Annotated in this window: 21 protein-coding genes; 11 read left to right on the top strand and 10 right to left on the bottom strand. The window is 44.4% G+C overall.

Going from position 1 to position 20,589, the window contains the following annotated elements; genetic code table 11:
- Positions 1 to 268 precede the first annotated feature (268 nt).
- Positions 269 to 922, bottom strand: a complete 654-nt coding sequence (locus tag AC3E9V_RS24460; protein ID WP_488750796.1) for a cupin domain-containing protein — start codon at positions 920 to 922, stop codon at positions 269 to 271.
- 438 nt (positions 923 to 1,360) lie between these two features.
- On the opposite strand from AC3E9V_RS24460, the gene AC3E9V_RS24465 reads away from it, so the two are divergent.
- Together AC3E9V_RS24465 and AC3E9V_RS24470 are read left to right on the top strand one after the other, a co-directional pair.
- On the top strand, positions 1,361 to 2,470 hold the full coding sequence (locus AC3E9V_RS24465; RefSeq protein ID WP_488750797.1) for a TRAP transporter substrate-binding protein: 1,110 nt from the start codon (positions 1,361 to 1,363) through the stop codon (positions 2,468 to 2,470).
- Between the two features lie 74 nt (positions 2,471 to 2,544).
- Complete coding sequence (locus AC3E9V_RS24470; protein ID WP_488750798.1) at positions 2,545 to 3,498, top strand: hypothetical protein; 954 nt, start codon at positions 2,545 to 2,547, stop codon at positions 3,496 to 3,498.
- Positions 3,499 to 3,509: 11 nt separating this feature from the next.
- Here AC3E9V_RS24470 and AC3E9V_RS24475 read toward each other — a convergent pair whose 3' ends face one another.
- Positions 3,510 to 3,653, bottom strand: a complete 144-nt coding sequence (locus tag AC3E9V_RS24475) for a hypothetical protein (protein ID WP_488750799.1) — start codon at positions 3,651 to 3,653, stop codon at positions 3,510 to 3,512.
- 10 nt (positions 3,654 to 3,663) lie between these two features.
- Positions 3,664 to 3,981: a rhodanese-like domain-containing protein gene (locus tag AC3E9V_RS24480; RefSeq protein ID WP_488750800.1), complete on the bottom strand. Its 318-nt coding sequence runs from the start codon at positions 3,979 to 3,981 to the stop codon at positions 3,664 to 3,666.
- A 231-nt stretch (positions 3,982 to 4,212) separates the two neighbouring features.
- Here AC3E9V_RS24480 and AC3E9V_RS24485 point away from each other — a divergent pair, with 231 nt between their 5' ends.
- Complete coding sequence (locus tag AC3E9V_RS24485; RefSeq protein ID WP_488750801.1) at positions 4,213 to 5,388, top strand: trans-sulfuration enzyme family protein; 1,176 nt, start codon at positions 4,213 to 4,215, stop codon at positions 5,386 to 5,388.
- 182 nt (positions 5,389 to 5,570) lie between these two features.
- Here the strand turns inward: AC3E9V_RS24485 and AC3E9V_RS24490 are convergent, their stop codons facing one another.
- The 4 genes from AC3E9V_RS24490 to AC3E9V_RS24505 form a co-directional block, all read right to left on the bottom strand.
- A complete protein-coding gene (locus AC3E9V_RS24490) occupies positions 5,571 to 5,825 on the bottom strand; it encodes a hypothetical protein (protein ID WP_488750802.1) in 255 nt (84 codons plus the stop codon).
- A gap of 75 nt (positions 5,826 to 5,900) precedes the next feature.
- A complete protein-coding gene (locus AC3E9V_RS24495) occupies positions 5,901 to 7,205 on the bottom strand; it encodes a TRAP transporter large permease (RefSeq protein ID WP_488750803.1) in 1,305 nt (434 codons plus the stop codon).
- Positions 7,202 to 8,509: a hypothetical protein gene (locus tag AC3E9V_RS24500; RefSeq protein ID WP_488750804.1), complete on the bottom strand. Its 1,308-nt coding sequence runs from the start codon at positions 8,507 to 8,509 to the stop codon at positions 7,202 to 7,204. Before AC3E9V_RS24500 ends, AC3E9V_RS24495 begins: the two co-directional genes overlap by 4 nt.
- On the bottom strand, positions 8,484 to 8,999 hold the full coding sequence (locus tag AC3E9V_RS24505; RefSeq protein WP_488750805.1) for a TRAP transporter small permease subunit: 516 nt from the start codon (positions 8,997 to 8,999) through the stop codon (positions 8,484 to 8,486). The genes AC3E9V_RS24500 and AC3E9V_RS24505 overlap by 26 nt, the downstream gene beginning before the upstream one ends.
- Positions 9,000 to 9,113: 114 nt before the next feature.
- Between AC3E9V_RS24505 and AC3E9V_RS24510 the strand changes: the two genes are divergently transcribed.
- Genes AC3E9V_RS24510 through AC3E9V_RS24525 form a run of 4 tightly spaced genes read left to right on the top strand, consistent with a single transcriptional unit; the run spans position 9,114 to position 16,125 of the window.
- Positions 9,114 to 9,887, top strand: coding sequence for a hypothetical protein (locus AC3E9V_RS24510; protein ID WP_488750806.1), 774 nt, complete (start codon positions 9,114 to 9,116; stop codon positions 9,885 to 9,887).
- Positions 9,888 to 9,925: 38 nt separating this feature from the next.
- Positions 9,926 to 12,673, top strand: a complete 2,748-nt coding sequence (locus tag AC3E9V_RS24515) for a TonB-dependent receptor (protein ID WP_488750807.1) — start codon at positions 9,926 to 9,928, stop codon at positions 12,671 to 12,673.
- Between the two features lie 12 nt (positions 12,674 to 12,685).
- A complete protein-coding gene (locus tag AC3E9V_RS24520; protein ID WP_488750808.1) occupies positions 12,686 to 13,873 on the top strand; it encodes a DUF4249 domain-containing protein in 1,188 nt (395 codons plus the stop codon).
- Positions 13,874 to 13,875: 2 nt separating this feature from the next.
- Entirely contained in the window at positions 13,876 to 16,125 is a 2,250-nt protein-coding gene (locus AC3E9V_RS24525; RefSeq protein WP_488750809.1) for a hypothetical protein, read from the top strand.
- Here the strand turns inward: AC3E9V_RS24525 and AC3E9V_RS24530 are convergent.
- Together AC3E9V_RS24530 and AC3E9V_RS24535 are read right to left on the bottom strand one after the other, a co-directional pair.
- Positions 16,122 to 16,508 (bottom strand): hypothetical protein, encoded by a 387-nt coding sequence (locus tag AC3E9V_RS24530; RefSeq protein WP_488750810.1) that lies wholly within the window; start codon positions 16,506 to 16,508, stop codon positions 16,122 to 16,124. The genes AC3E9V_RS24525 and AC3E9V_RS24530 overlap by 4 nt on opposite strands.
- Positions 16,505 to 17,068 (bottom strand): hypothetical protein, encoded by a 564-nt coding sequence (locus AC3E9V_RS24535; protein WP_488750811.1) that lies wholly within the window; start codon positions 17,066 to 17,068, stop codon positions 16,505 to 16,507. Before AC3E9V_RS24535 ends, AC3E9V_RS24530 begins: the two co-directional genes overlap by 4 nt.
- Before the next feature lie 240 nt (positions 17,069 to 17,308).
- Between AC3E9V_RS24535 and rlmN the strand changes: the two genes are divergently transcribed.
- Positions 17,309 to 18,352, top strand: coding sequence for a dual-specificity RNA methyltransferase RlmN (gene rlmN / locus AC3E9V_RS24540; RefSeq protein WP_488750812.1), 1,044 nt, complete (start codon positions 17,309 to 17,311; stop codon positions 18,350 to 18,352).
- Between the two features lie 4 nt (positions 18,353 to 18,356).
- On the opposite strand, the gene AC3E9V_RS24545 is transcribed toward rlmN, so the two are convergent.
- Positions 18,357 to 18,611: a hypothetical protein gene (locus AC3E9V_RS24545; RefSeq protein ID WP_488750813.1), complete on the bottom strand. Its 255-nt coding sequence runs from the start codon at positions 18,609 to 18,611 to the stop codon at positions 18,357 to 18,359.
- 383 nt (positions 18,612 to 18,994) lie between these two features.
- Here AC3E9V_RS24545 and AC3E9V_RS24550 point away from each other — a divergent pair, with 383 nt between their 5' ends.
- Genes AC3E9V_RS24550 through AC3E9V_RS24560 form a run of 3 tightly spaced genes read left to right on the top strand, consistent with a single transcriptional unit; the run spans position 18,995 to position 20,267 of the window.
- Complete coding sequence (locus AC3E9V_RS24550) at positions 18,995 to 19,330, top strand: hypothetical protein (protein WP_488750814.1); 336 nt, start codon at positions 18,995 to 18,997, stop codon at positions 19,328 to 19,330.
- 11 nt (positions 19,331 to 19,341) lie between these two features.
- Positions 19,342 to 19,986, top strand: a complete 645-nt coding sequence (locus AC3E9V_RS24555; protein ID WP_488750815.1) for a hypothetical protein — start codon at positions 19,342 to 19,344, stop codon at positions 19,984 to 19,986.
- A 41-nt stretch (positions 19,987 to 20,027) separates the two neighbouring features.
- Positions 20,028 to 20,267, top strand: a complete 240-nt coding sequence (locus AC3E9V_RS24560) for a hypothetical protein (protein WP_488750816.1) — start codon at positions 20,028 to 20,030, stop codon at positions 20,265 to 20,267.
- The last annotated feature ends 322 nt before the right edge of the window (positions 20,268 to 20,589 follow it).

Here is a 20,589-nt window from a genome sequence, read left to right on the forward strand (position 1 = left end):
GGTCATGTCATTTCACTAACCTACGAAAACCTGCCATTTATCCAGGCAAAAAAGTCATTTTTTCCGTCATGGATTACATGCAATCGTCTCCTGGAATGTTTGTAGCAAACCCCTTCGATCAGCGAAAAAAGAAATCAAAAAAATCTTCGGCCTGGAACTTCGGGACTTTTTTGAACAGGCGAAGTTCTGTGCCAGGCTCCAAGGATCTAACATGCCGGTCCTGTGGAAGAAGCTAAGCTTTTGTCTTATATACTATTATGGGTGTTCTTCACTCTCCATCTTCTTCTTTAAATGGGAAGTAGTCAAGTACGTCATATTCCCAAACGTTTGTCGGAAAGATTACTACGAGGTTAGCAGTTTTCTCACCAACATTTTTAAAGGCATGCGGAACCATTGGAGGAATGTTCACAATATATGGAGCCTCGATGGTAAAAAGGGTATCCCCCAGAGCATATAGAATCGTTCCCTCAAGTAACACATGAGCTTCTTCCCCCTTATGAGTGTGCATTGGAGGAGCGCCACCAGGAAATGTCTCAGTTATGCCAATTACAAGATTTTGATAACCATGCTTGTATCCCTCCATAACGTGTACATATTCTCCCGGACCAGGGTTTATAGCAGGTAAGTCTTCTACCTGGGCTACATATTCACTCCAGTTTTTCAGTTCTTTGCTTTCATAACCAGGTGGTACAGTTCTTCTTTCCAGTACTTTGTGTGAATGATGTTGAGCATGCAGGTATTCCATAATTGAGTCAGGCACGGACTTGACTTCATCGACGAGGTTTTCTATTGAGAATGTTTCCATTGTCTTATCATGAGAATGAGTTTCCGCACCGTGCGAATGAGCTTCCTCATTACCTGGAGAACAGGAAAATACCAGAGCTGTGATGAAAATTGTAATTAGTGTGTTAAGGCGTTTCATTTTTTACAGGTTAAGTTGGCTAAACCTAAAGTTAATGAAATTTCAAAAACATGAAATGAGCATGATGTCGGGACGCGTAGTCTCAACCCAAAACATTGATCGGACCGCCGAAGCGGAAACACCAACCTGCCTGCAGTAGCCACTTTCGGACTCTTACGCTAAAGCTTCAGCGCCAGCGTGCAAAGGCAGGCCGGGTATGATCAAGTTTGGGCGACAAACCGCCTATGCGGCCCAGCTTGTTTCAGCAACCCTTGAACACATGAAATCAACATGAGCACCAATTACCATAAACCTGAACACTGCAACTGAGACTTCCAGTTTTTGGGAGGCAGTAAAAATTTCCGCATTGAGTTCCAGGGCTTTTTTGAAGGTCGCAAAAGTTTTACACTGAGCACTCAAATTGTGTGAGCCGGTAAATTTTTTCTTAGCTTTATCCGCATGGATAAACGTGATTTTATCAAAAAAGCAGGCTTTGCCTCGCTGGCAGGAATAACCGCCGGCCTCACTGCATGTTCAGATCCCAAACAACAGGCAAAAGGCCCTTACATCAACTTCAACAACACATACCGGTGGAAGATGACGACCACCTGGCCACCAAACTTCCCCGTAGTAGGCGAAGGCTGCAAAATGATGGCCGAATGGGTCAGGCAAATGTCCGGAGGACGGATGGAAATCACAGTCTACGGAGGTGGAGAACTGATCCCGGCGCTGGAAGGATTTGATGCCGTGAGCAACGGAGCTGTGGAGATGAACCACGGGGCAGCCTACTACTGGGCTGGAAAAATTCCTGCTGCTCCTTTTTTCACAGCGGTCCCTTTTGGCATGAATGCTCAGCAGATGGGATCCTGGATCATCTCCGGTGGTGGCCAGGCCCTCTGGGATGAGGTCTACGCACCTTTTGACCTGAAACCACTCATATGCGGGAACACCGGCGTGCAGATGGGCGGCTGGTTCAACAAAAAAGTGAACACACTCAATGACCTCCAGGGACTGAAGATGCGAATGCCTGGCCTTGGAGGCAAGGTATTAGCCCGGGCAGGAGGTACGCCCATGCTTGTGTCGGGCGGTGAGATCTATACCAACCTGGAGCGGGGAGTCATAGATGCTACGGAATGGATCGGACCCTATCACGATTATAAAATGGGCTTTCACCAGGTGGCTCAGTATTATTACTACCCCGGCTGGCATGAACCGGGTCCGGTGCTCGAGCTGGTGGTCAATAAAACAAAGCTTGAGCAGCTGCCGACCGACTTACAGGAAATTGTGAAAACCGCCAGCTACCGGCTCAATCGCTGGATGATGGCTGAGTTTGACGCTAAGAATGGAGAGTATCTTCAGAAAATAATTAATGAAACCGATGTAGAGGTAATCCCTTTCCCCACAGAAGTGATGGATGGCTTAAAGAAAGCAACTGATGATGTACTTGCAGACCTTACAGCATCTGACCCCCAAAGCAAAAAGGTTTATGAACACTATCAAAGCTTTAGAAAACAAATAAAAAGCTGGATGAATATCGGTGAAAAGATGTTTTATGAGCAAATAGGTTAATTTAACCAGGTGGGTTTAACCGATCTTAACCTACTTTAACGGCACTTAACATTGTTGCTCATTTATTTTGCTAAATGAGTAAACTGCTTTTTATCCTTCCTCTGCTTTGTCCCTTCTTTTTGAGCGGGCAATGCCCTGATCCGCAACACACAGACCTTGTTGAGATTGCTCTGGAAATTAAATCCGGGTTTGGTGGTGAATACTGGCGAGATTGGACAAAAATTCCTTTTAATGTTCTCCTCGTAACCGATCAGAACGAATATGTTTTAAATGCGAGATCTACAGATACCACATTTCAATTTGGGTGTGACAGTATCCAGTTTCGGCCAACCTCTTTTAGCAAACAGTTTCTGGCTACTTTCCCGCTCATCAACTGGAAACCTACCATTGTCGTCGGCACACCAGAAAATACGGGGAAATCTCCTGAAGGCTGGGTAGTGACCTTACTACATGAGCACTTTCACCAGCTTCAGATGTCACGGCCGGATTATCAGGCTGCACAAGAGAAACTAGAGTTGTCCAATGGAGATAATACCAGCATGTGGATGCTCAACTATCCTTATCCTTATGAGCAGGAAGAAGTAGGTTTACTCATTAAAAAAATGAGCCAAAACTTACTTTCCGTCTACGAGGACAAACCAGATTATAACTCAATTTTACAAAAGCACATCGAAATAAAGGAGGAGCTAAAAGAACTCACCGGAGATAAAAACCATAAATACCTCAACCTTCAACTCTGGCAGGAAGGGTATGCCCGGTTCGTTGAAATCAGACTTCTGGAAAAGTGGATACTATACTTAAATAAAGTTGATCAGAAGCAGTTTAAATTTGACCAGCTTATTGCACTACGAAATAAATACCATGAACGGATCAGAAAGGACCTTAACCTAGCGGACTTTGCCTACATGAAAAGAGATTTCTTTTATTCGCTCGGAGCTGCGGAAGCAATGCTCATTGAACACACAAACCCCGATTGGGTAAAGGAATATTTCAGCCAGCTTTATGATACTGACCATCTATTAAAATAGTTTTTAACAGATTAGTCTTCAAAAATATCTTCTACTGGAATTTGCAGTCCTTCTAAAGACCACCTTAAATAATCAGCATAAGAATACGTAGCCTCAGGCTCCAGCAGAGTGATATCATCAATATTCTCTTCCGGTATTTTGTATTCCTTGCTCATCTCCTAAGCCTTAATATTTTACCACGCTTGGATCGATCTCATCAGACCATGCCAGGATACCGCCTTTCAGGTTATAGAGGTTATCAAAGCCATGCTGTTGTTCCAAAAACTGGATGGCATTCCCACTTCGCTTACCGCTTCTGCAGTGTACCACCACCTTTTTATCCTTAGAAAACTTATCTACATTATCAGGCACTGTAGCCAGGGGGATAAGCTCCCCACCAATCTGTGCCACTTCATATTCATTGGGCTCTCGCACGTCAATGAGTTGAAAATCAGCTCCACTGTCTATTAATTCTTTCAGTTCTTTTACAGTTATCTCTTTCATGTGTTCAAAGTTTCCGAAATAAGCCGCGCCGCGTAGGCGGTTTGCTGCCCAACTTTGATTGTGGCCAGCCAGGCATACCTGGTTGGTGTTCTCAATGTTTGGGTCGGACCGCGTAGGTTGAGCATCATGCTCATTTCATCAGTGTAGTTATTCTAAAGATTTTGTTTTCAATGGCAAATTTCTAATAAAATCGTCCCAATTTTACCCTTTCCGGCCTTAAAGATAAGTCTCATGAGTGAAAAAAAGTTTGAAACAGCAGCAATACGACATCAGTTGGAACGATCTTCCCAGAAAGAACATTCCGTCCCGATCTATGCTACTTCCAGTTTCAAATTTGATGACGCTGAGGATGCACGTGCTCTTTTTGCGGAAGAGAAAGAGGGTAATATCTATTCGCGCTACTCCAATCCGAATAACGATGAGTTTATCGAGAAGCTATGTTTGCTGGAAGGCGCTGAGACCGGAATGGCAATGGCTTCCGGCATGGCCGCTATGTTTACCAGTATGGCCGCTTTTCTGAGTAGTGGGGATCATGTGGTTGCTTCCAGATCTCTGTTTGGATCTACCCATCAGATCCTCACCACGCTGCTCCCCAGGTGGGGCATCACACACACTTATGTAGATATTTTGGATGAGGAAGGCTGGGAAAAGGCCATCACGCCAAAAACCAAAATGATCTTTCTGGAAACTCCAAGTAATCCGGCCCTGGACCTGATCGACCTGGAAAAAATCTGCGCACTGGGGAAATCAAAAGGTGTCCTTGTGAATGTCGACAACTGTTTTGCTACGCCATACCTCCAAAACCCTATTCATTTTGGAGCAGATATTGTTACACATTCAGCCACCAAGTTTATAGATGGTCAGGGACGAGTGATCGGAGGAGCGATCGTCACTTCTGAAGAGTTGTTTCCTGAAATCAAATTCATGTCACGACATACCGGACCGGCTATGAGTCCATTCAATGGCTGGCTGCTTTCTAAAAGTCTGGAAACACTGGCCGTACGGATGGAAAAACACTCTGAAAATGCACTGATCCTTGCTGAGCATCTGGAAGGTCACCCTGTTCTGAAGCAAGTCAGATTTCCTTTTCTGCCATCCTTCCCTCAATATGAGCTTGCAAAAAAACAAATGCGCTTAGGGGGTGGGATTGTGACCTTTGAGGTAAAAGGCGGGATCGAACAGGGGCGCAAGTTTCTGGACGCCCTCCAAATGATCTCCCTCTCTGCCAACCTGGGAGATACCCGTACCATAGCTACTCATCCGGCATCTACTACGCACAGCAAACTTTCGGAAGAAGAACGACAAGCTGTGGGCATTACTCCCGGCCTGGTGCGGATATCAGTGGGATTAGAACACATAGACGACATTATCAGTGACATAGAGCAGGCCCTAGACCGCTCGAAATAACGATGCACCTCAATTCTACTTTGACAGATTAAAAAGGGACTCGATTTTTCTCCTGATTTACCCCTTGTCCGCCAGCTGGTGGATGTGGAGAAAAATCTGGCTGTTCCCTTCAGGGTGCAGGGGCGCCCGGCCAGGGTAAAACAGTCAGATTTTTCGAACATGTCAAAGTAGAATTAATAAGGTTACCCCAAAGACTGTCCTGAAAGGCTGCCCCCCAATGGTATTAAGTTAAGGTTTATTGCTCCGAAAAGATCAGTCATTCCAGTGATTCCATCCGGGATTCCATCCGGATAGGATCTATCAATTATTGAAACGAAAATGCTCAAATTACCAAAGACTCCATTCTGGAGTGACCTTAACTTAATAACATTGGGCTGCCCCCTGACAGCTTTGTTTCTATCTTTTCTTTTTTCCCTCCAGGTCAGCTCTTTTGCCAATGGTAAAATCAAAGAATGCAAGATATTGCAATTGTACTCCAGCAAGTTACCCCGCAGGTTTATTGCTTGCTCCCATCATTTCAGCAAAGAAACCATCTCCGGGAAAACCACCAGAAGCACCAAAAAGAGAAGCTGGATAAACACAAATGGGATGATTCCCTGATACAGGTGCTGCGTTTTTACCTCCGGAGGCGCCACTCCTTTTAGGTAGAATAAGGCAAAACCAAATGGTGGAGTCAAAAAAGAAGTCTGAAGGTTGATCGCAAGTAAAATCCCGATCCAGATCAGGTCAATACCCATTGCAGAAAATATGGGCGCTACCACAGGGACGATAATAAAAACAATCTCGATAAAATCAATAAAAAACCCTGCAACAAAAACAAGGACCATTACCAAAAACAAGAACCCATATGGCCCAAGGTTAGCTTGTTCTATAAAGCTTAAGAAAAGCTTATCACCCTCCAGCCCTCTAAACACCAGTGAAAAGGCTGTTGCACCCACCAGGATCATAAAGACCATTGATGTCAGTAAAGTAGTTTCCTGAGCTACTTCCTTCAAAATGGTGAAACTAAACTTCCGCTGAGCAACTGTCAGGATCACAGCTCCAAAAGCTCCTACACCGGCAGCTTCTGTGGGAGATGCAATTCCGGCGAATATTGAGCCTAACACCGCCAGAATCAGCAGAAAAGGAAAAATAAAAGTAGTCACCAGCTGCCTGGAAAAGCCTTCTTTTCTGAAAGCTTTGACCTCATCAGCGGGCATGGCAGGGACCCGTTTTGGGTAAATACGTGCGTAAATAAAAATGTAGATCAGATAGCAGCTAACCAACCCAATACCTGGAATAACTGCTGCGAGAAACAAATCACCTACAGATACATTAAGTACGCTCCCCAGTAAAACAAGTACAACGGACGGCGGAATAATCTGACCCAGCGTACCTGATGAGGCAATGGTACCCGTACTTAGTCTGGGCCCGTATCCACGCTTGAGCATGGTGGGCAGAGAGATCAACCCCATAGTAACCACTGTGGCTCCTACAATGCCCGTGGATGCCGCAAGCATCGCTCCAACAATAACTACAGATATTGCCAGGCCACCTTTAAAACGCCCAAACAGCAACGCCATCGTCTCCAGTAAACGCTCGGCAATACCGGATTTCTCCAGCATAATCCCCATAAAGACAAAGAGAGGAACAGCCAGGAGCACAAAGTTTTGCATGGTGCCGTAAACCCTTAGAGAAAGCAGGTAAAAAAAGTCAATGTCAAAAACCCAAATACCAACTAAGATGGACAAGCCACCTAAGGTAAACGCCACCGGATACCCCAGTAAGATCAGGAAAAAAACAGCGGCAAAAAGTATGACTGGTAAGTATTCGATCATTTTGTCAAATAAAACGGAATATTTGCTTGAACAACGGTAGATGGCTTACTCTCTCTCAGGTATTTGATTTGGCGGGGCTGCATAGCCAGTGTATCCAGCAACACCATAAGCTGGTGGTCTCCTCGCGGAAACTCCGATACATCCAGATACGTGAGATAGCCATACTGCAAAGAAACCGGATGCTTAAACCTTAACCATTTTTGTCCCTTAAAAGCAGTGGTGTCTACCTTCACCAGGAGATAGCTTCCCACATATCTTCTTTTCTCTTCAGGAGTTAGCGCACTCCAACCTGTAACTCGGGTAGAATCTCGTGCATACAACCGGCTAAACTCCTCCAGACTATTCACAAAAAGCCTAATAACCTCATCTTTCACGATCTCACTTTGTATCGTCACAAAAAGCTTCTCTTCATTGACCCTGAGATTTTCGAAATTCTCGTATCGCATATTTTGAAATGATCCGGCATAGTATTCTTCACGCTTGTGATCGTCAATCTCATCATCCACCCACTTATAACCGGCCAGAAAACCTATGATCAAGAACGGAATAAGATGAGCTTTCCATTTCGGAAGATTTGAAAGGATTGTCAGAAGTACCCTGTTGTAGATAAAGGATAATGTAAGGTACCTGAATGCAATAGCGATATAGTAATACGGCCGAGATGCCCAGCTATCTCTCCTGAAGTATCCATTGGTGAGAAAATCGATAAATACGATCAGGATGACCAAAAGATAAACGAGTAATAGCAGCAATGTAAGGCCATAATAAAGTCCACTTCCTGACTCTATGGACGGCCGCAATGCCCACTCAACATAATAGACCAAAGTCATGATCACCACCCCAAAGCTCAACAGCAAGCCCGAGCACATGAAAGAAACCGCATACACTATACTGGAAATCCGCTCCAGCTGAAGTACAGAGTGATCCAGTGTGGTATCCTTCTCCACTTCCTTTCTAAACCTCCCTTTCAGTTTTACCCTGGTCATGTCTATCCCTTTTGGGAAAACATAGCTTAAGCCAATGTTGGCTACCCATATACCTCTGGAAATTATATGGATCACGTACCCGATGCTCAGGATTCTGAGGGCATCCTTAAAGATCCCGATCATGCGATAGATGATCTCATCTGAGCTAAAGCTCATTTTCCTGTAGGTGTCCAGGTAATCCGGTATTTGGAACAAGATGTATAAAAACAACGCAGATATCAGTAGCTCTGCCTCCCAGGAGTTCAGCTGGATAGAGCGTAACCAGTTTGGGGTGTCCTCATCTACGACTACCTCAATTTTTTTCTTCTCCTTTTTCATTAAGCAGTATATACATGTTTTTCAGCACCATGCTCACCCCTTGAAGCCCAAGCAGTAAAAAACCTGCCGGTATGGTTGATTTGATAATATATCGGGCAGGCAACCCCCCGGGATCAGGGCTTGTTTCATTTAAAAGGAACGCATTTTTTGTAAACTGCACACCCTCCAAAAACCCAACAATACACAGGGGAAGTAATAACAGCATTGTACCAGTAAGATTTACCACAGCTTTTTGCTTATCAGAAAACTTTTGATAAAACACATCCACCCGCACATGTCGGTCCCTCTGTAGTGCCCAGCCTGCTGACAAAAGAAAAAGCGCTGCAAACAGGTGCCACTCTAACTCAAATGAAGCCGCAGAAGTGATTGAAAAAACATACCTCAAAAAAACATCACAAATGATCACTGCCACCAGCAGCACACTCAGCCAGCTCACGGATCTGCCAATTAAGGTATTTAGTTTATTAATCAGGTCTGAAATTAATAGCACTTCATCGAATGTTAGGACACCAACTTAATGATATCAGTATCTCATTACAAGAATTATTCACCGAACATAACAATATAAGGCAAATGGTCAAAATGAATAACAGATAATTGTTAAATGCGACAATTACAATATATCATTGTGGGTATGCAAGCCAACCATTACTTAAAATCCGCCTGGTTGACCATTTGTTTATTGTTGCTATTGATTTCAGCAAAAGGCCAGTACGCCACCGGAGGTCTTGACCTGGATAATGATCTGTACTCATGGTACGATCAGTCCCTGGGCCTTGAAAATACTGATATTGTAAGAGGAGCATATCAAAAAATAGACCGGTTCCCCTTTTCAAGCCCCTTTTTCGAAGAAGAAAGCTGGGACATCAACAAGGTCAGTTACAGAGGAATGGTCTTTGATAGTGTCTACCTCATCTATGATATAGAAAACGACAACCTCCTCATTCGGCACCCGACCGAATACAAATATTTCAGTAATCCAATAAGATTGAATCGGGAGCAAATAGAATGGTTTACCGTAAATGACCACTTCTTCAGATTTTACTCAGAAAGAATTTTTAGCTTCCAGCCAGGTTTTTATGAGGAGCTGTTTACAGGCGAACACATTGATTTTCTCATTAAACATATCAAAAACCTGGAAACAAAAGACCAAAGAGACCTCATCTATGAAAAGGAAGAAGTATATATCATAAACTACAAGGGAGAGTTTACCCACCTGCGAGGTAGGGGATCTTTCCTCAGACTTTTCAATGACAACAAAGGCCTGAAAAAGAAATTAAAACAGTTTATCAAAATAAACGGCTTAAGAATAAGAAAAGGCTATGACTCTGACCTCCTTGTACTTGCTGAATTCTTCGAAAACGAGCTGGTAGAATGACAGCAATATCCATACATAAATCAAGATTTTTACTTTTAATGATGTGCCTACTGGCAGGCATACAGGTGGTAGGACAGGATACAGCTCACTTTACGGGGGATTTTGATCAGACGCCGCTGGAAGAAGCCTTGCTTTCGATGGAGGAGCAAACCTCCGGAAAATTCTTCTACGAAAGTTTATGGACAGATTCACTTTTCGTATCCGGTTCATTTAAAAATACTCCTCTTAAAGATGTACTGACGAAAATTCTGGATGGGACAAGCCTAAGCTTTTACCTGCTTGACGAGCGGGTGATCTTTACTGAAAATACTCTCATCATTGATCAGCCTGCTATACTTAACTCTTTTCAGGAGCGCAGTTCTCCTGTCATCGAAAAGGGGCTGGTCTTCTCCCGTGAATACCAAAACCAGACAGATGACGAGTCTGATCTTGAAAACTATGTGTTTGAAATCGGCAACCGTAATGAAATGGCTGTAGACGGCCAGTCGACGATTGCCGGGTATGTAAAAAATGCGGAGACTCAGGAACCTGTAGAAGGCGCGCTGGTCTACATACAGCACCCATTCACCGCTGCCACCACTGATAAAAATGGGTTCTACTCCATCACCCTGCCTAATGGCAAGCACAAGTTGTTTTTCCAGTTTGTAGGGATGAAAACCACACAACGCAACATCGTCCTGTTTTCGAATGGTAAGCTCAACGCCAACATGGATATTGATGTAATCGCCCTGCAGGAAGTCACTGTAGAATCCGACAGAGACATCAATGTCAGGAATGTACAAATGGGAGTCAGTAAGATCAGTGTGGAGGAGGTAAAAACCATACCCATAGTCCTTGGAGAAAACGATATCATGAAAGTTGCCGCTACCAAAGCTGGTGTGCAGACCGTAGGAGAGGGCGCTTCCGGTTTCAATGTGCGCGGAGGTAAAGCGGATCAAAATCTTATTTTGATTAATGATGCGCCGGTTTATAATGCTTCTCACTTTTTTGGCTTCTTCTCTGTATTTAACTCGGATGCCATCCAAAACATGGAGCTCTACAAGAGTGGGATACCCGCCCGGTTTGGAGGGCGTTTATCTTCGGTATTTGACATTACAGCAAAAGAACCAAATAAGAAAAAATTTTCCGGAGAAGGGGGCATTAGTCCCATCACCTCTAAACTCACGCTTGAAGTACCCCTGATCAAAGAAAAAACGGCGTTGCTCTTCGGAGGGCGAACCACCTATAGTAACTGGATGCTAAAAAATGTCAAAAACGCCAGCTTCAATAGTAACAGGGTAAGCTTTTATGATATGATAGCCCAAATAGATCACAATATCAATGAAAAAAATGACCTGAAAGTATCCGCCTATCTAAGCAACGACCAGTTCAGACTTTCTTCTGACACGCTCTTTTCTTTTTCAAACTTTTCCTTCAGAAACCTGAACGGTTCGGTGAAATGGACCCATCGATTCAGCGATGCATTTGAAGGTAAGTTTTCAGGAATATATGCCCAGTACAATTATGACCTTACTTATGACGAATCCATTCCGAACGCCTTCACCCAGGGCTTTGACCTGAATGAAGCCAGTTTAAATGCTGATTTCAACTATTATATTGAAGAAGTTCATAAGATAAATTTTGGCATAAGCTCGAAACGCTACGGGGTAAACCCCGGAGAAAAAAAACCGCTTGGTGAGGAATCGATCGTACTTCGGGGAAAAGTGCCCGATGAGCAGGGACTGGAAACGGCGATCTACGTCTCTGATCAATTTGATCTCAATGGAAATCTTTCCATTTACGGAGGGTTAAGGTATGTTGTTTTCAATGCGCTCGGACCTCAAAGCGTTTATAGTTATGAACCGGGATTACCAAAAAACGGAGACACCAGGATCGACTCTGTCGGATATAAAGCAGGGGAAATCGCAAAAACGTATCATGGACCTGAATGGCGCATCTCCGGCCGATACGCACTGAATGACATAAGCTCTTTAAAACTCAGCTTTAGCCGCAACCGCCAGTACTTACATGTCCTGTCCAACTCTGCATCCCTATCCCCCACCGATACATGGAGAATCTCAGGTGAGCATTTGAAACCACAGATGGCAGATCAGGTAGCTTTAGGTTATTACAGGAATTTTCTTCGCAACACTGTGGAAGTATCATTAGAAGGATACTACAAAAAATTAAAAAACCTGGTAGACTTTAAAACCGGATCTACTTTCCTGCTCAACAAGACCATAGAGCGTGACGTATTGCAGGGACCAGGAAAATCTTATGGCTTAGAGCTTTCTGTCAGGAAATCAGGACGACTAAACGGGTGGATAAACTATGCCTATGCCCGGACTTTCATCAAACTGGATGGCAACTTTCAGGAAGAAATCGTAAATGGTGGTGAGTTTTTTCCTACTGCTTATGATAAGCCACACACAGTTAATATGGTGGCAAATTACAAGCTGACTAGAAGATTGAGTTTTTCATTGAACACTACTTATAATACCGGCAGGCCGGTAACCTTTCCGGTTGCTGCTTTTGACTTTAAAGGTGCTCAAAACATTCACTTTTCGGACCGAAATGCATTTCGGATTCCGGATTACTTCCGAATTGACCTGGGTATAAACCTGGAAGGGAATCATAAAATCGAAAAGCTGTCTCACTCCTTCTGGTCATTATCCATCTATAACCTCACGGGGAGAGATAATCCCTTTTCGGTGTTTTTTGATGTCCGGGACGGGGAAGTTGTTGGCTCACAGCTGATTGTATTTGGCAGCTCTATTCCAACACTTTCATGGAACTTCAAATTCTGATAAGCGGGAAAAATGATCAGTCAGTTTATACATACTAATAAGAAAAGGGTACTGTCAGCAACAAGTATCCTCATACTTGTTCTCTTTTATGCCTGTGTCAAACCATATGACTTTGATGCGGGTAGTTTCGATAAAATTCTGGTAGTAGATGGAACATTAACCAACGAAGCTGGTCCTTATCGGGTAAAGATCACCTATACCTACCCGCTAGACACCACACTTAATGAATTTGTAAGTGATGCTTTGGTTTGGGTAGAAACAAGTAACGGAAATCGCATCGATTACAACTGGTCAGAAGAGGGCACCTATATTTCACCTCCGGATTTTCAGGGGCAAGTAGGAGAAAGCTACCGACTGTTTATACAAATGGCGGATGGAACTACCTACAGTTCTACAGAAGAACCAATGATCCAATCACCGGGAATTGATCGGATCTATGGGAAACTGGCAGAACTCCCAACTTCAGAAGGTGATCGAAATACGACGGGCATACAGTTTTTCATTGACTCTGAAAATACCGGTGGAAGTGCCGGGTATTTCAGATACGAATGGGAGGAAGGTTATCAAATAATTACACCGTACGGTTCCATCTATGACCTGGCCCCGGATAGCAGCATAATACCACGAGACACAAATATCGGTATCTGCTACAGCGAAAACTTTTCCAATGAGCTCATATATGGTACCACCATAGGCTCTCAGGAAAACCGCATGGTAGAGTTTCCCGTCCGGTTTGTTTCCAGTGAGACACAAATACTGCGTATCAGGTACTCGATACTTGTCAGACAGTTTGCAATAACCGAATCGGCCTATCTCTTCTACAAGCGGCTCAATGAAAACAATGAGTCCGGGGGCTCCTTATTTGACCAGCAAACAGGATCTATTTTCGGAAACGTATCACCTGTAGACAATCCTGATCAGCCGGTACTGGGTTTCTTTGAAGTATCGGGAGTTGCTGAAAAAAGAACATTCTTTAATAACAGCGATTTTGATGACCTTGGGTTTATACGGTTCAATTACTCCTGTTTGCAGGCAAGCGCCATTGAAACGACCACTGACAGTGCAACATATTACGTGAATAGTGGATACAAAATCTATGGTTATGATCCCTTCTTCAATGAAGTCTACCTTCATTCACGACCATGTACTGATTGTTCATACTATGCTGACACCACTCCTCCGGAGTACTGGATCGATTGATTATGATTAGAAAAGGAACCCTATTTTTTATACTTCTCCTAAGCTTCGTCAGCCTTACGAAAGGCCAGGAACTTAATATTCGGGAAAAAGTATATCTCCATCTCAACAGTCGCTTTCTGCTGACGGGGGAAACGCTTTACTTCTCAGCTTACAACAGAGGTATGTCCACCGGCCAACCTTCCGGCCTTAGCAAGATCCTGTATGTTGAATTAGTGGACAGTGCCCGAAACCAGGTGTTTCAGCAAAAAATCGCATTGGAAAATGGTAAGGGACACGGGCAGTTTTTTATCTCGTCTCTCGTAGCAACCGGTCGCTACCAGCTGCTGGCCTACACCAGGTGGATGAAAAACTTTGGCGACTATTTTGAAAGTACGATCACGATTGTCAATCCTTTTGAAGCCTATAAACCTCCGGTTCAACCCAAAGATGCCCAAACGCTTGTTTCCTTCTACCCTGAAGGCGGTTTGCTTTTAGCAGAAAAGGAGAATACGATCGCGTATAAAATCACAAACCTGGCAGGCGAACCTGTGAAAATGACGGGCAGGGTAATCTCCCAATCCGGTGAACAAGTCAGCCAGTTAAGTGGAGAAAAAAGCATTGGGCGATTTACTTTCCGGCCTAAACCTTCCGAAAAATACCAGGTAATACTTGAAGATGAAGCCGGAAATTTTTCATTTTATGAACTTCCTGAAGTAGCTGAAACCGGCCAGCTCATCCATCTGTCAAAAGATGCAAGAGGCTACCGGTTTGAAATAGTGGATTCAGATCCCACAGCACGGGAGGTCTCCCTTCGGATCCATGATGGCCAGAACATGGTTTTTGACCAGTTGGTTTACACAAACGGGGCCATCCTAATCAGGGGAGACAAACTACAACCTGGCAGCTATAGAGCATCGGTGGTAGGTGAGAGCGGAAAGGAGCTGGCAAGCAGGGCTTTTATCCATTATCAAGAAAGTCCCGCTCCCACCCTGTCAGAGATTCCTGTGCACAAGACAAGGTCGTTAGTGAAAATTCCCATATCATTTGAGAGAGCTGTTGATTTTTCCGTATCAGTTAGAAAAACGGATAGCCGGAGCCAATCCTACACGGCAGAACAACATCAGTATGCGAACAGCTATAGCTCTTCAATGCAGCTCTCTTTGGCTGACTGGCAACACGTTGACAATTTGGCTTTGATATCTGAATGGAAATGGGATCAGAGTATAAGTACACCAAAAACAGTTGAGTATTTACCTGAATTAAGAGGAGAGCTGGTATCCGGCCGGCTGAACACCAAAGACCCGCAGGAACAAACGTTATCTTATACCATTAGCGGAAAAGAATACCACTTATACACCGAGAAGCCGGATACAAGTGGAGAGTTCCAGTTCCAAATCAACCCGTCCATGGGTGCACGGGAAGCCTATATTTCGGTTTTGTTTTCGGAAGAGATCAGCAGAGAGGCAATAACACTCGATAACCCTTTTCTTGAAAATTATCCGGTCTTTTCTCCTGAGCCCCTGTACCTGGACTCCCTGCAGGTAGCGAGGCTCGTGAAACGCAGCGTCCGAAACCAGATCGAAAATGCCTACTACGAGACCAGGCCAGACTCCATAGTCACCTCAACCAACTGGTTCTCACCTTTTGGGGCCTTTGATTACTTCTACGTGATGGATGATTACAACCGGTTTCCCGAGATGCATGAGCATTTTATTGAATATATTCCGATGGTAGTAGCCCGAAAAAGTAAGTCCAGATCTAAACTTAAAGTACTTTTGAAATACCTGACGCAGGACGAATATCCACCGCTGATCCTACTGGATGGTGTGCCCGTAAGCATCGAAAAAATCCTGGACTTTAATCCTTACAAGGTTGAGAGTATCGGGGTCTTTAACAGTCGATACTTTATCGGTCCCCTGGTGGTAGACGGAATTGTGTCGTTTCATACCTTCGAAAAGAACCTTCAGGGATTTGAGATTGGTGACAATGCTCTAAAGCTCCCCTACCAGGGAGTAGAGCCCGGTATCCAGTACCGTTTTCCTGAATATGAAACTCAGGAACAAAAACTCTCCCGAATACCCGACTACCGTGAACAGCTATATTGGGAGCCGGAGGCTGGCGCTTCCCCCCAATCACCTTACCAATTGGAATTTTATACCGGTGATACTACTGGAGAATTTGAGGTGGTAATGGAAGGTTACTATGAGGACGGTGAGGCATTTAGCCTGAAGAAAACCTTCAAAGTAGAAGAGGAAAAAATCTCTGCAAACTAATCAGCCAGCGTAAGTCTCAGCGTAATATCTGATGCTGACGGACAGGTCTCTTCATCACCATCATTTACTTCCATTCTTTTCCCGTCAATAGCCAGGATCTGGCGAGGACCAGACTGGTACAATGCAGTTGCAGAGTAGTACTGACCTGCTTCGAGACTGTAATAAGAATTTTCTTCGGTAACTATTTCATTATATAATGTGTCCTGATCCTCTATCCGGCCATGAAAAACCACCAAAGGCACTTCCGGATTTTCATCATTTATGGTAACCTTTACCCGTAGCTCTCCATAATAAGGTCCCGGATCACAATCCAGGTCATCCGTGCAATTGATCAGGAACAATAGGCTAACTATAAGAATACTTATTTTCAAAAAGCTTTTCATCGTACGAGAATTCCACTTAAGGCCAAATACAATCTATGTTTCCCTATTTCGTCATTTTTGGTATCCACATAAGCGTAGCCTCCCTTTAAATATAAATGACGGGTCATTTTCCAAAAAGCTCCCACCCTTGGAACCACCACCCATCCCCTTGGCGGGTTTATCTCCGTACCACCATATTCTCCCCAGGTATATGCGGCATTCAGTTGTACAAACCCTCCGTATTTCTTCTCTTTCAAATACTTATGGTACTCTCCTCCTACTCCAAAGAAATAACGCTCTTCTGTGTTCTGATAAAATAAATTACCACCCTGGTAATTGAGCACCTTTTTCCTGTACGGCCGAAAATCAAGAGACGCGAACAATGTAAAATCTCGAGAGGCAGTGATCATGCCACCCTCTACTCCCATCAGATAATCATCAGAGAATAACACATTTCTAAATGAAAGATGAAAGGCAGGTTTAGGACCATACCATTCTTCATACCGGTCCTCCACTTCAATATCCTGAGCCAGACTTATAAAGGAAGTGGTAGTAAAGAAGATGGTGATTAATGTTCGCACACAGGTAAAAAATTAGGTTTATAAATTTTAATTAACACATTCTATGCCAAATTAACCAAAATCCGAAAATAAGGGGATACCAACCACGGCCAACAATGTGATACGCGAAAGAAAAAACCAGTCGATCGCAAAATTGGAGACATCCCCGGTAACCCCGACCAATGAACTGACAGCTATGATAAACAATGCGGTTCCCACCGGCAGTGCTGAAAAACGTAGTTATTAAACTACCTTTGCATCATGGAAAAGCAGGATATTCGGAAACTGAGTTTGGAGAAGCTGACAGAATATTTTGTGTCAGCGGATGAAAAAGCTTTTCGAGCCAGGCAGGTATGGGAATGGTTGTGGCAAAAATCTGCCAGGTCATTCGAAGAAATGACCAATCTATCCAAGCCACTTCGGGAAAAGCTGGAAGCTGAGTTTGAGATCAGGTCAATCAGCACAGCTACCTCCCAAAAATCTACAGATGGCACCATCAAGTCCGCCTTTCGACTGCACGACGATGAACTCATAGAAGGGGTCCTGATCCCTGCTGAGGACCGAATGACAGCTTGTGTTTCTTCTCAGGTCGGATGTTCACTAAGCTGTAAATTTTGTGCTACCGGATACATGGACCGAAAAAGGAATCTGGAAGCAGGTGAGATCTATGACCAGGTAGTGGCTATTGACGCTCAGGCCAGGCAAAGTTTTAGCCTGCCGCTTTCTAACATTGTGTTTATGGGCATGGGAGAGCCTTTACTCAATTATAAAAATGTCCTGGAAGGCATAGACCGGATTACCGGTGAGGACGGGCTGAACATGTCACCAAAGCGCATTACCGTTTCTACCGCCGGTATTGCTAAAATGATCAAAAAACTGGGCGATGATGAGGTGAAGTTTAACCTGGCGCTTTCCCTGCATGCGGCTGACGACAAGAAGCGTAACCAGATCATGCCCATCAATGAAACCAACACGCTGGAAGCATTGAGAGAAGCGCTCCTTTATTTTTATGATAAAACCCGTAATAAGATCACCTTTGAGTACATTCTGTTCTACAACTTCAATGACACCTTAGAAGATGCTGACAACCTGTTAAAATTTGCCCGGCAGATCCCTTCTAAGATCAACATCATCGAATACAATCCCATCTCGGAAGCTGATTTTAAAAATACCGAAGAGGACCGGCTGGATAAATTTGCCCATTACCTCAAAAAGAATGGCATCACCGTAAACGTGCGAAGAAGCCGGGGCAAAGACATAGATGCTGCTTGTGGTCAGCTGGCCAATAAGAATAAGGCGGCATAAGGTGTCAACACACTAAGGTAAAGCCAAAGTGAAACCCCTGAAGAACGGTAGTAGTCGTGCCACCACTCGGAGTGGTGGCACGACTACCTCCCTGGATTATCTTTTCACCTGCTTCCACTACATCTACCAAAACCCCTGACGGGGACCTGGAATGAATTCCGCCGGAATGAAAATCCTCGTAAGATGCACTGACACTATCCGGAATAAGAACTTCGAGAAGGAAGCCAAATTCTCCCCACCTCCATGAACCGGCATCCATGACTAATCAACGCACCGTCTTTTATAAAAAATGACCTTTAGACTTGACTCTTAATATCCTGTTTCTTTTCTTAGCCATAGTAACATTATAAGCAAAGAAATACTTCTTGCCTCATTTTTCAAGAAACGCCTAAAATGACATACTCACATTCGATCCAGTTTACTCCATTTATTACTTATCAAAGACACTGCCTCAATATCACATTGAAAAGTATATCTGCCTTACCTGACCGTGCACTTGATCCTAAAGAAAAGGGCTTTTCACAGAAGTCTCAATAGCATAGGTCCCGGTCTTTTGGATTGATCACTATTCCGTTTTTCGTTACCGTCTAATCAGATGCTCTCATTTAGCCCTCTACTAAGGTTCAATATCGGTCTGATACTGTGTCAAACCGCCCGGATAAATTCTGGGGTTGGCCGAATGAACTTGCCAGTCGCCCGGATAAGGTCCAGGCGCGTCCGAATGAACTTGCCGGTCGCCCGGATGAGGTCCAGGGTCGCCCGGATGAACTCGCCGGTCGTCCGGATAAGGTCCAGGGTCGCCCGGATGAACTCGCCGGTCGTCCGGATAAGGTCCAGGCGCGTCCGGATGAACTTGCCGGTCACCCGGATGAGGTTCAGGGTCGCCCGGGTGAGGCGCCGGTCGTCCGGATGAGAGGTCCTGAAAAATGGAGTGAGGTGGGGAGTTACGTTTTAGAACCATTATTTTCTAACTTTTAAATATTTTTTACATGAACAAAGAACAAAACACCTATTACCGTGCGTACCTCAGTACACAAAATGCCCTGGATGATAATACAAGCATCTGGACAGGCAATCCGAAATTTGCAGAGGTAAAAAACCAACTTGATGAAAAGCTGGATGCCATAGAGCAGCTGGATGAAAAGGCCTCTGCTAATACAAAGGGTGGTACCCGCAACAAAGATACCATCCGGGAAGTACTGGAGATAAAGGCTTTGGTCCTGGGGGGCGCCATCTATAGTCATGGGGTACTCACCAACGATGAGCAACTAAAAGCACTGGCAGAAACAAGTATCTCTAACCTCAAAGACATGCGTGAAACGGAGCTGGTGACCTATGTGGAAAGCCTGCTGAAGGCTGCGGGCGAGCTGCAACCTGAACAGCTGAATGAGTACGGTGTGACAGAAGCCGAGCTCACGGATGTAAGTACTACCCTGGATGAATTTCGACCGCTGATGGGACGGCCCAAACAAAAAAGGGCAGCGATCAATGCGGCCAAGCAAAGCCTGGACTCGGTGATCGGGGAGGCACGTGAGCTCCTAAGTGAGGTGCTGGACAAGCTGATGCTCAGGTATCGGTTTACCCATCCGGAATTTTATACTGAATATGAGCAGAGCCGGACGATAGTAGGTTAAAAACCTGCTCTGTAAGTCATGCCACCACTCGGAGTGGTGGCATGACTGCCTCCCTGGATTATCCTTTCACCTGTTTCCACTACATCCATCAAAACCCGATGAAGGCAAAGCTGGTCGAGCGAATGGAGAACTATGAAATGAGTTCATTCCAGGATTTTGCAGGGATGAGGAACGGTACGCTATGCAACCAGCAGCTTGCAATAGAGCTCTTGGACCTGCCAACTTCTTCTGATGCATTTCTGAAGGAGAGCTATGCAGTGCAAATTATTGATGAGGACTAATGATTATTCATGGCATGACTCTGCGGATGCATGCCTGTGGAAAGAGTCATAGGATGAATAAAAAAAGTTCTACCGTCAGTAGTCTCCTTTCAAAAACACAATTTACCCTCCGTATAGTCCCATTCCAAACTAAAAACCCTAAAATAGGTAGGTGCATTTTAAGATAAACCGTTAAATTAGAAGACTGCCTTTTCTGATCAGAACGGTATCCGGAACCGATTCATAAGTCCGGCATTCGGAAAGTTTACAGGGTGGTTGGGAAGAAAAGCAGTAGCTGGAGGGGAAAATAGTGTATTTATGCAATTAGTAGGATGGGCATAAA

Source organism: Marinoscillum sp. HNIBRBA16962, assembly GCF_057801515.1.

What these genes read in the sequence shown, in the direction of transcription:
- AC3E9V_RS24510 (WP_488750806.1), top strand. Translation starts at nt 9,114, where the DNA reads ATGCGACAATTACAATATATCATTGTGGGTATGCAAGCCAACCATTAC.
- AC3E9V_RS24515 (WP_488750807.1), top strand. Translation starts at nt 9,926, where the DNA reads ATGATGTGCCTACTGGCAGGCATACAGGTGGTAGGACAGGATACAGCT.
- AC3E9V_RS24480 (WP_488750800.1), bottom strand. Translation starts at nt 3,981, where the DNA reads ATGAAAGAGATAACTGTAAAAGAACTGAAAGAATTAATAGACAGTGGA.
- AC3E9V_RS24520 (WP_488750808.1), top strand. Translation starts at nt 12,686, where the DNA reads ATGATCAGTCAGTTTATACATACTAATAAGAAAAGGGTACTGTCAGCA.
- rlmN (WP_488750812.1), top strand. Translation starts at nt 17,309, where the DNA reads ATGGAAAAGCAGGATATTCGGAAACTGAGTTTGGAGAAGCTGACAGAA.
- AC3E9V_RS24530 (WP_488750810.1), bottom strand. Translation starts at nt 16,508, where the DNA reads ATGAAAAGCTTTTTGAAAATAAGTATTCTTATAGTTAGCCTATTGTTC.
- AC3E9V_RS24525 (WP_488750809.1), top strand. Translation starts at nt 13,876, where the DNA reads ATGATTAGAAAAGGAACCCTATTTTTTATACTTCTCCTAAGCTTCGTC.
- AC3E9V_RS24465 (WP_488750797.1), top strand. Translation starts at nt 1,361, where the DNA reads ATGGATAAACGTGATTTTATCAAAAAAGCAGGCTTTGCCTCGCTGGCA.
- AC3E9V_RS24560 (WP_488750816.1), top strand. Translation starts at nt 20,028, where the DNA reads ATGACTGCCTCCCTGGATTATCCTTTCACCTGTTTCCACTACATCCAT.
- AC3E9V_RS24500 (WP_488750804.1), bottom strand. Translation starts at nt 8,509, where the DNA reads ATGAAAAAGGAGAAGAAAAAAATTGAGGTAGTCGTAGATGAGGACACC.
- AC3E9V_RS24495 (WP_488750803.1), bottom strand. Translation starts at nt 7,205, where the DNA reads ATGATCGAATACTTACCAGTCATACTTTTTGCCGCTGTTTTTTTCCTG.
- AC3E9V_RS24470 (WP_488750798.1), top strand. Translation starts at nt 2,545, where the DNA reads ATGAGTAAACTGCTTTTTATCCTTCCTCTGCTTTGTCCCTTCTTTTTG.
- AC3E9V_RS24485 (WP_488750801.1), top strand. Translation starts at nt 4,213, where the DNA reads ATGAGTGAAAAAAAGTTTGAAACAGCAGCAATACGACATCAGTTGGAA.
- AC3E9V_RS24555 (WP_488750815.1), top strand. Translation starts at nt 19,342, where the DNA reads ATGAACAAAGAACAAAACACCTATTACCGTGCGTACCTCAGTACACAA.
- AC3E9V_RS24545 (WP_488750813.1), bottom strand. Translation starts at nt 18,611, where the DNA reads ATGGATGCCGGTTCATGGAGGTGGGGAGAATTTGGCTTCCTTCTCGAA.
- AC3E9V_RS24460 (WP_488750796.1), bottom strand. Translation starts at nt 922, where the DNA reads ATGAAACGCCTTAACACACTAATTACAATTTTCATCACAGCTCTGGTA.
- AC3E9V_RS24475 (WP_488750799.1), bottom strand. Translation starts at nt 3,653, where the DNA reads ATGAGCAAGGAATACAAAATACCGGAAGAGAATATTGATGATATCACT.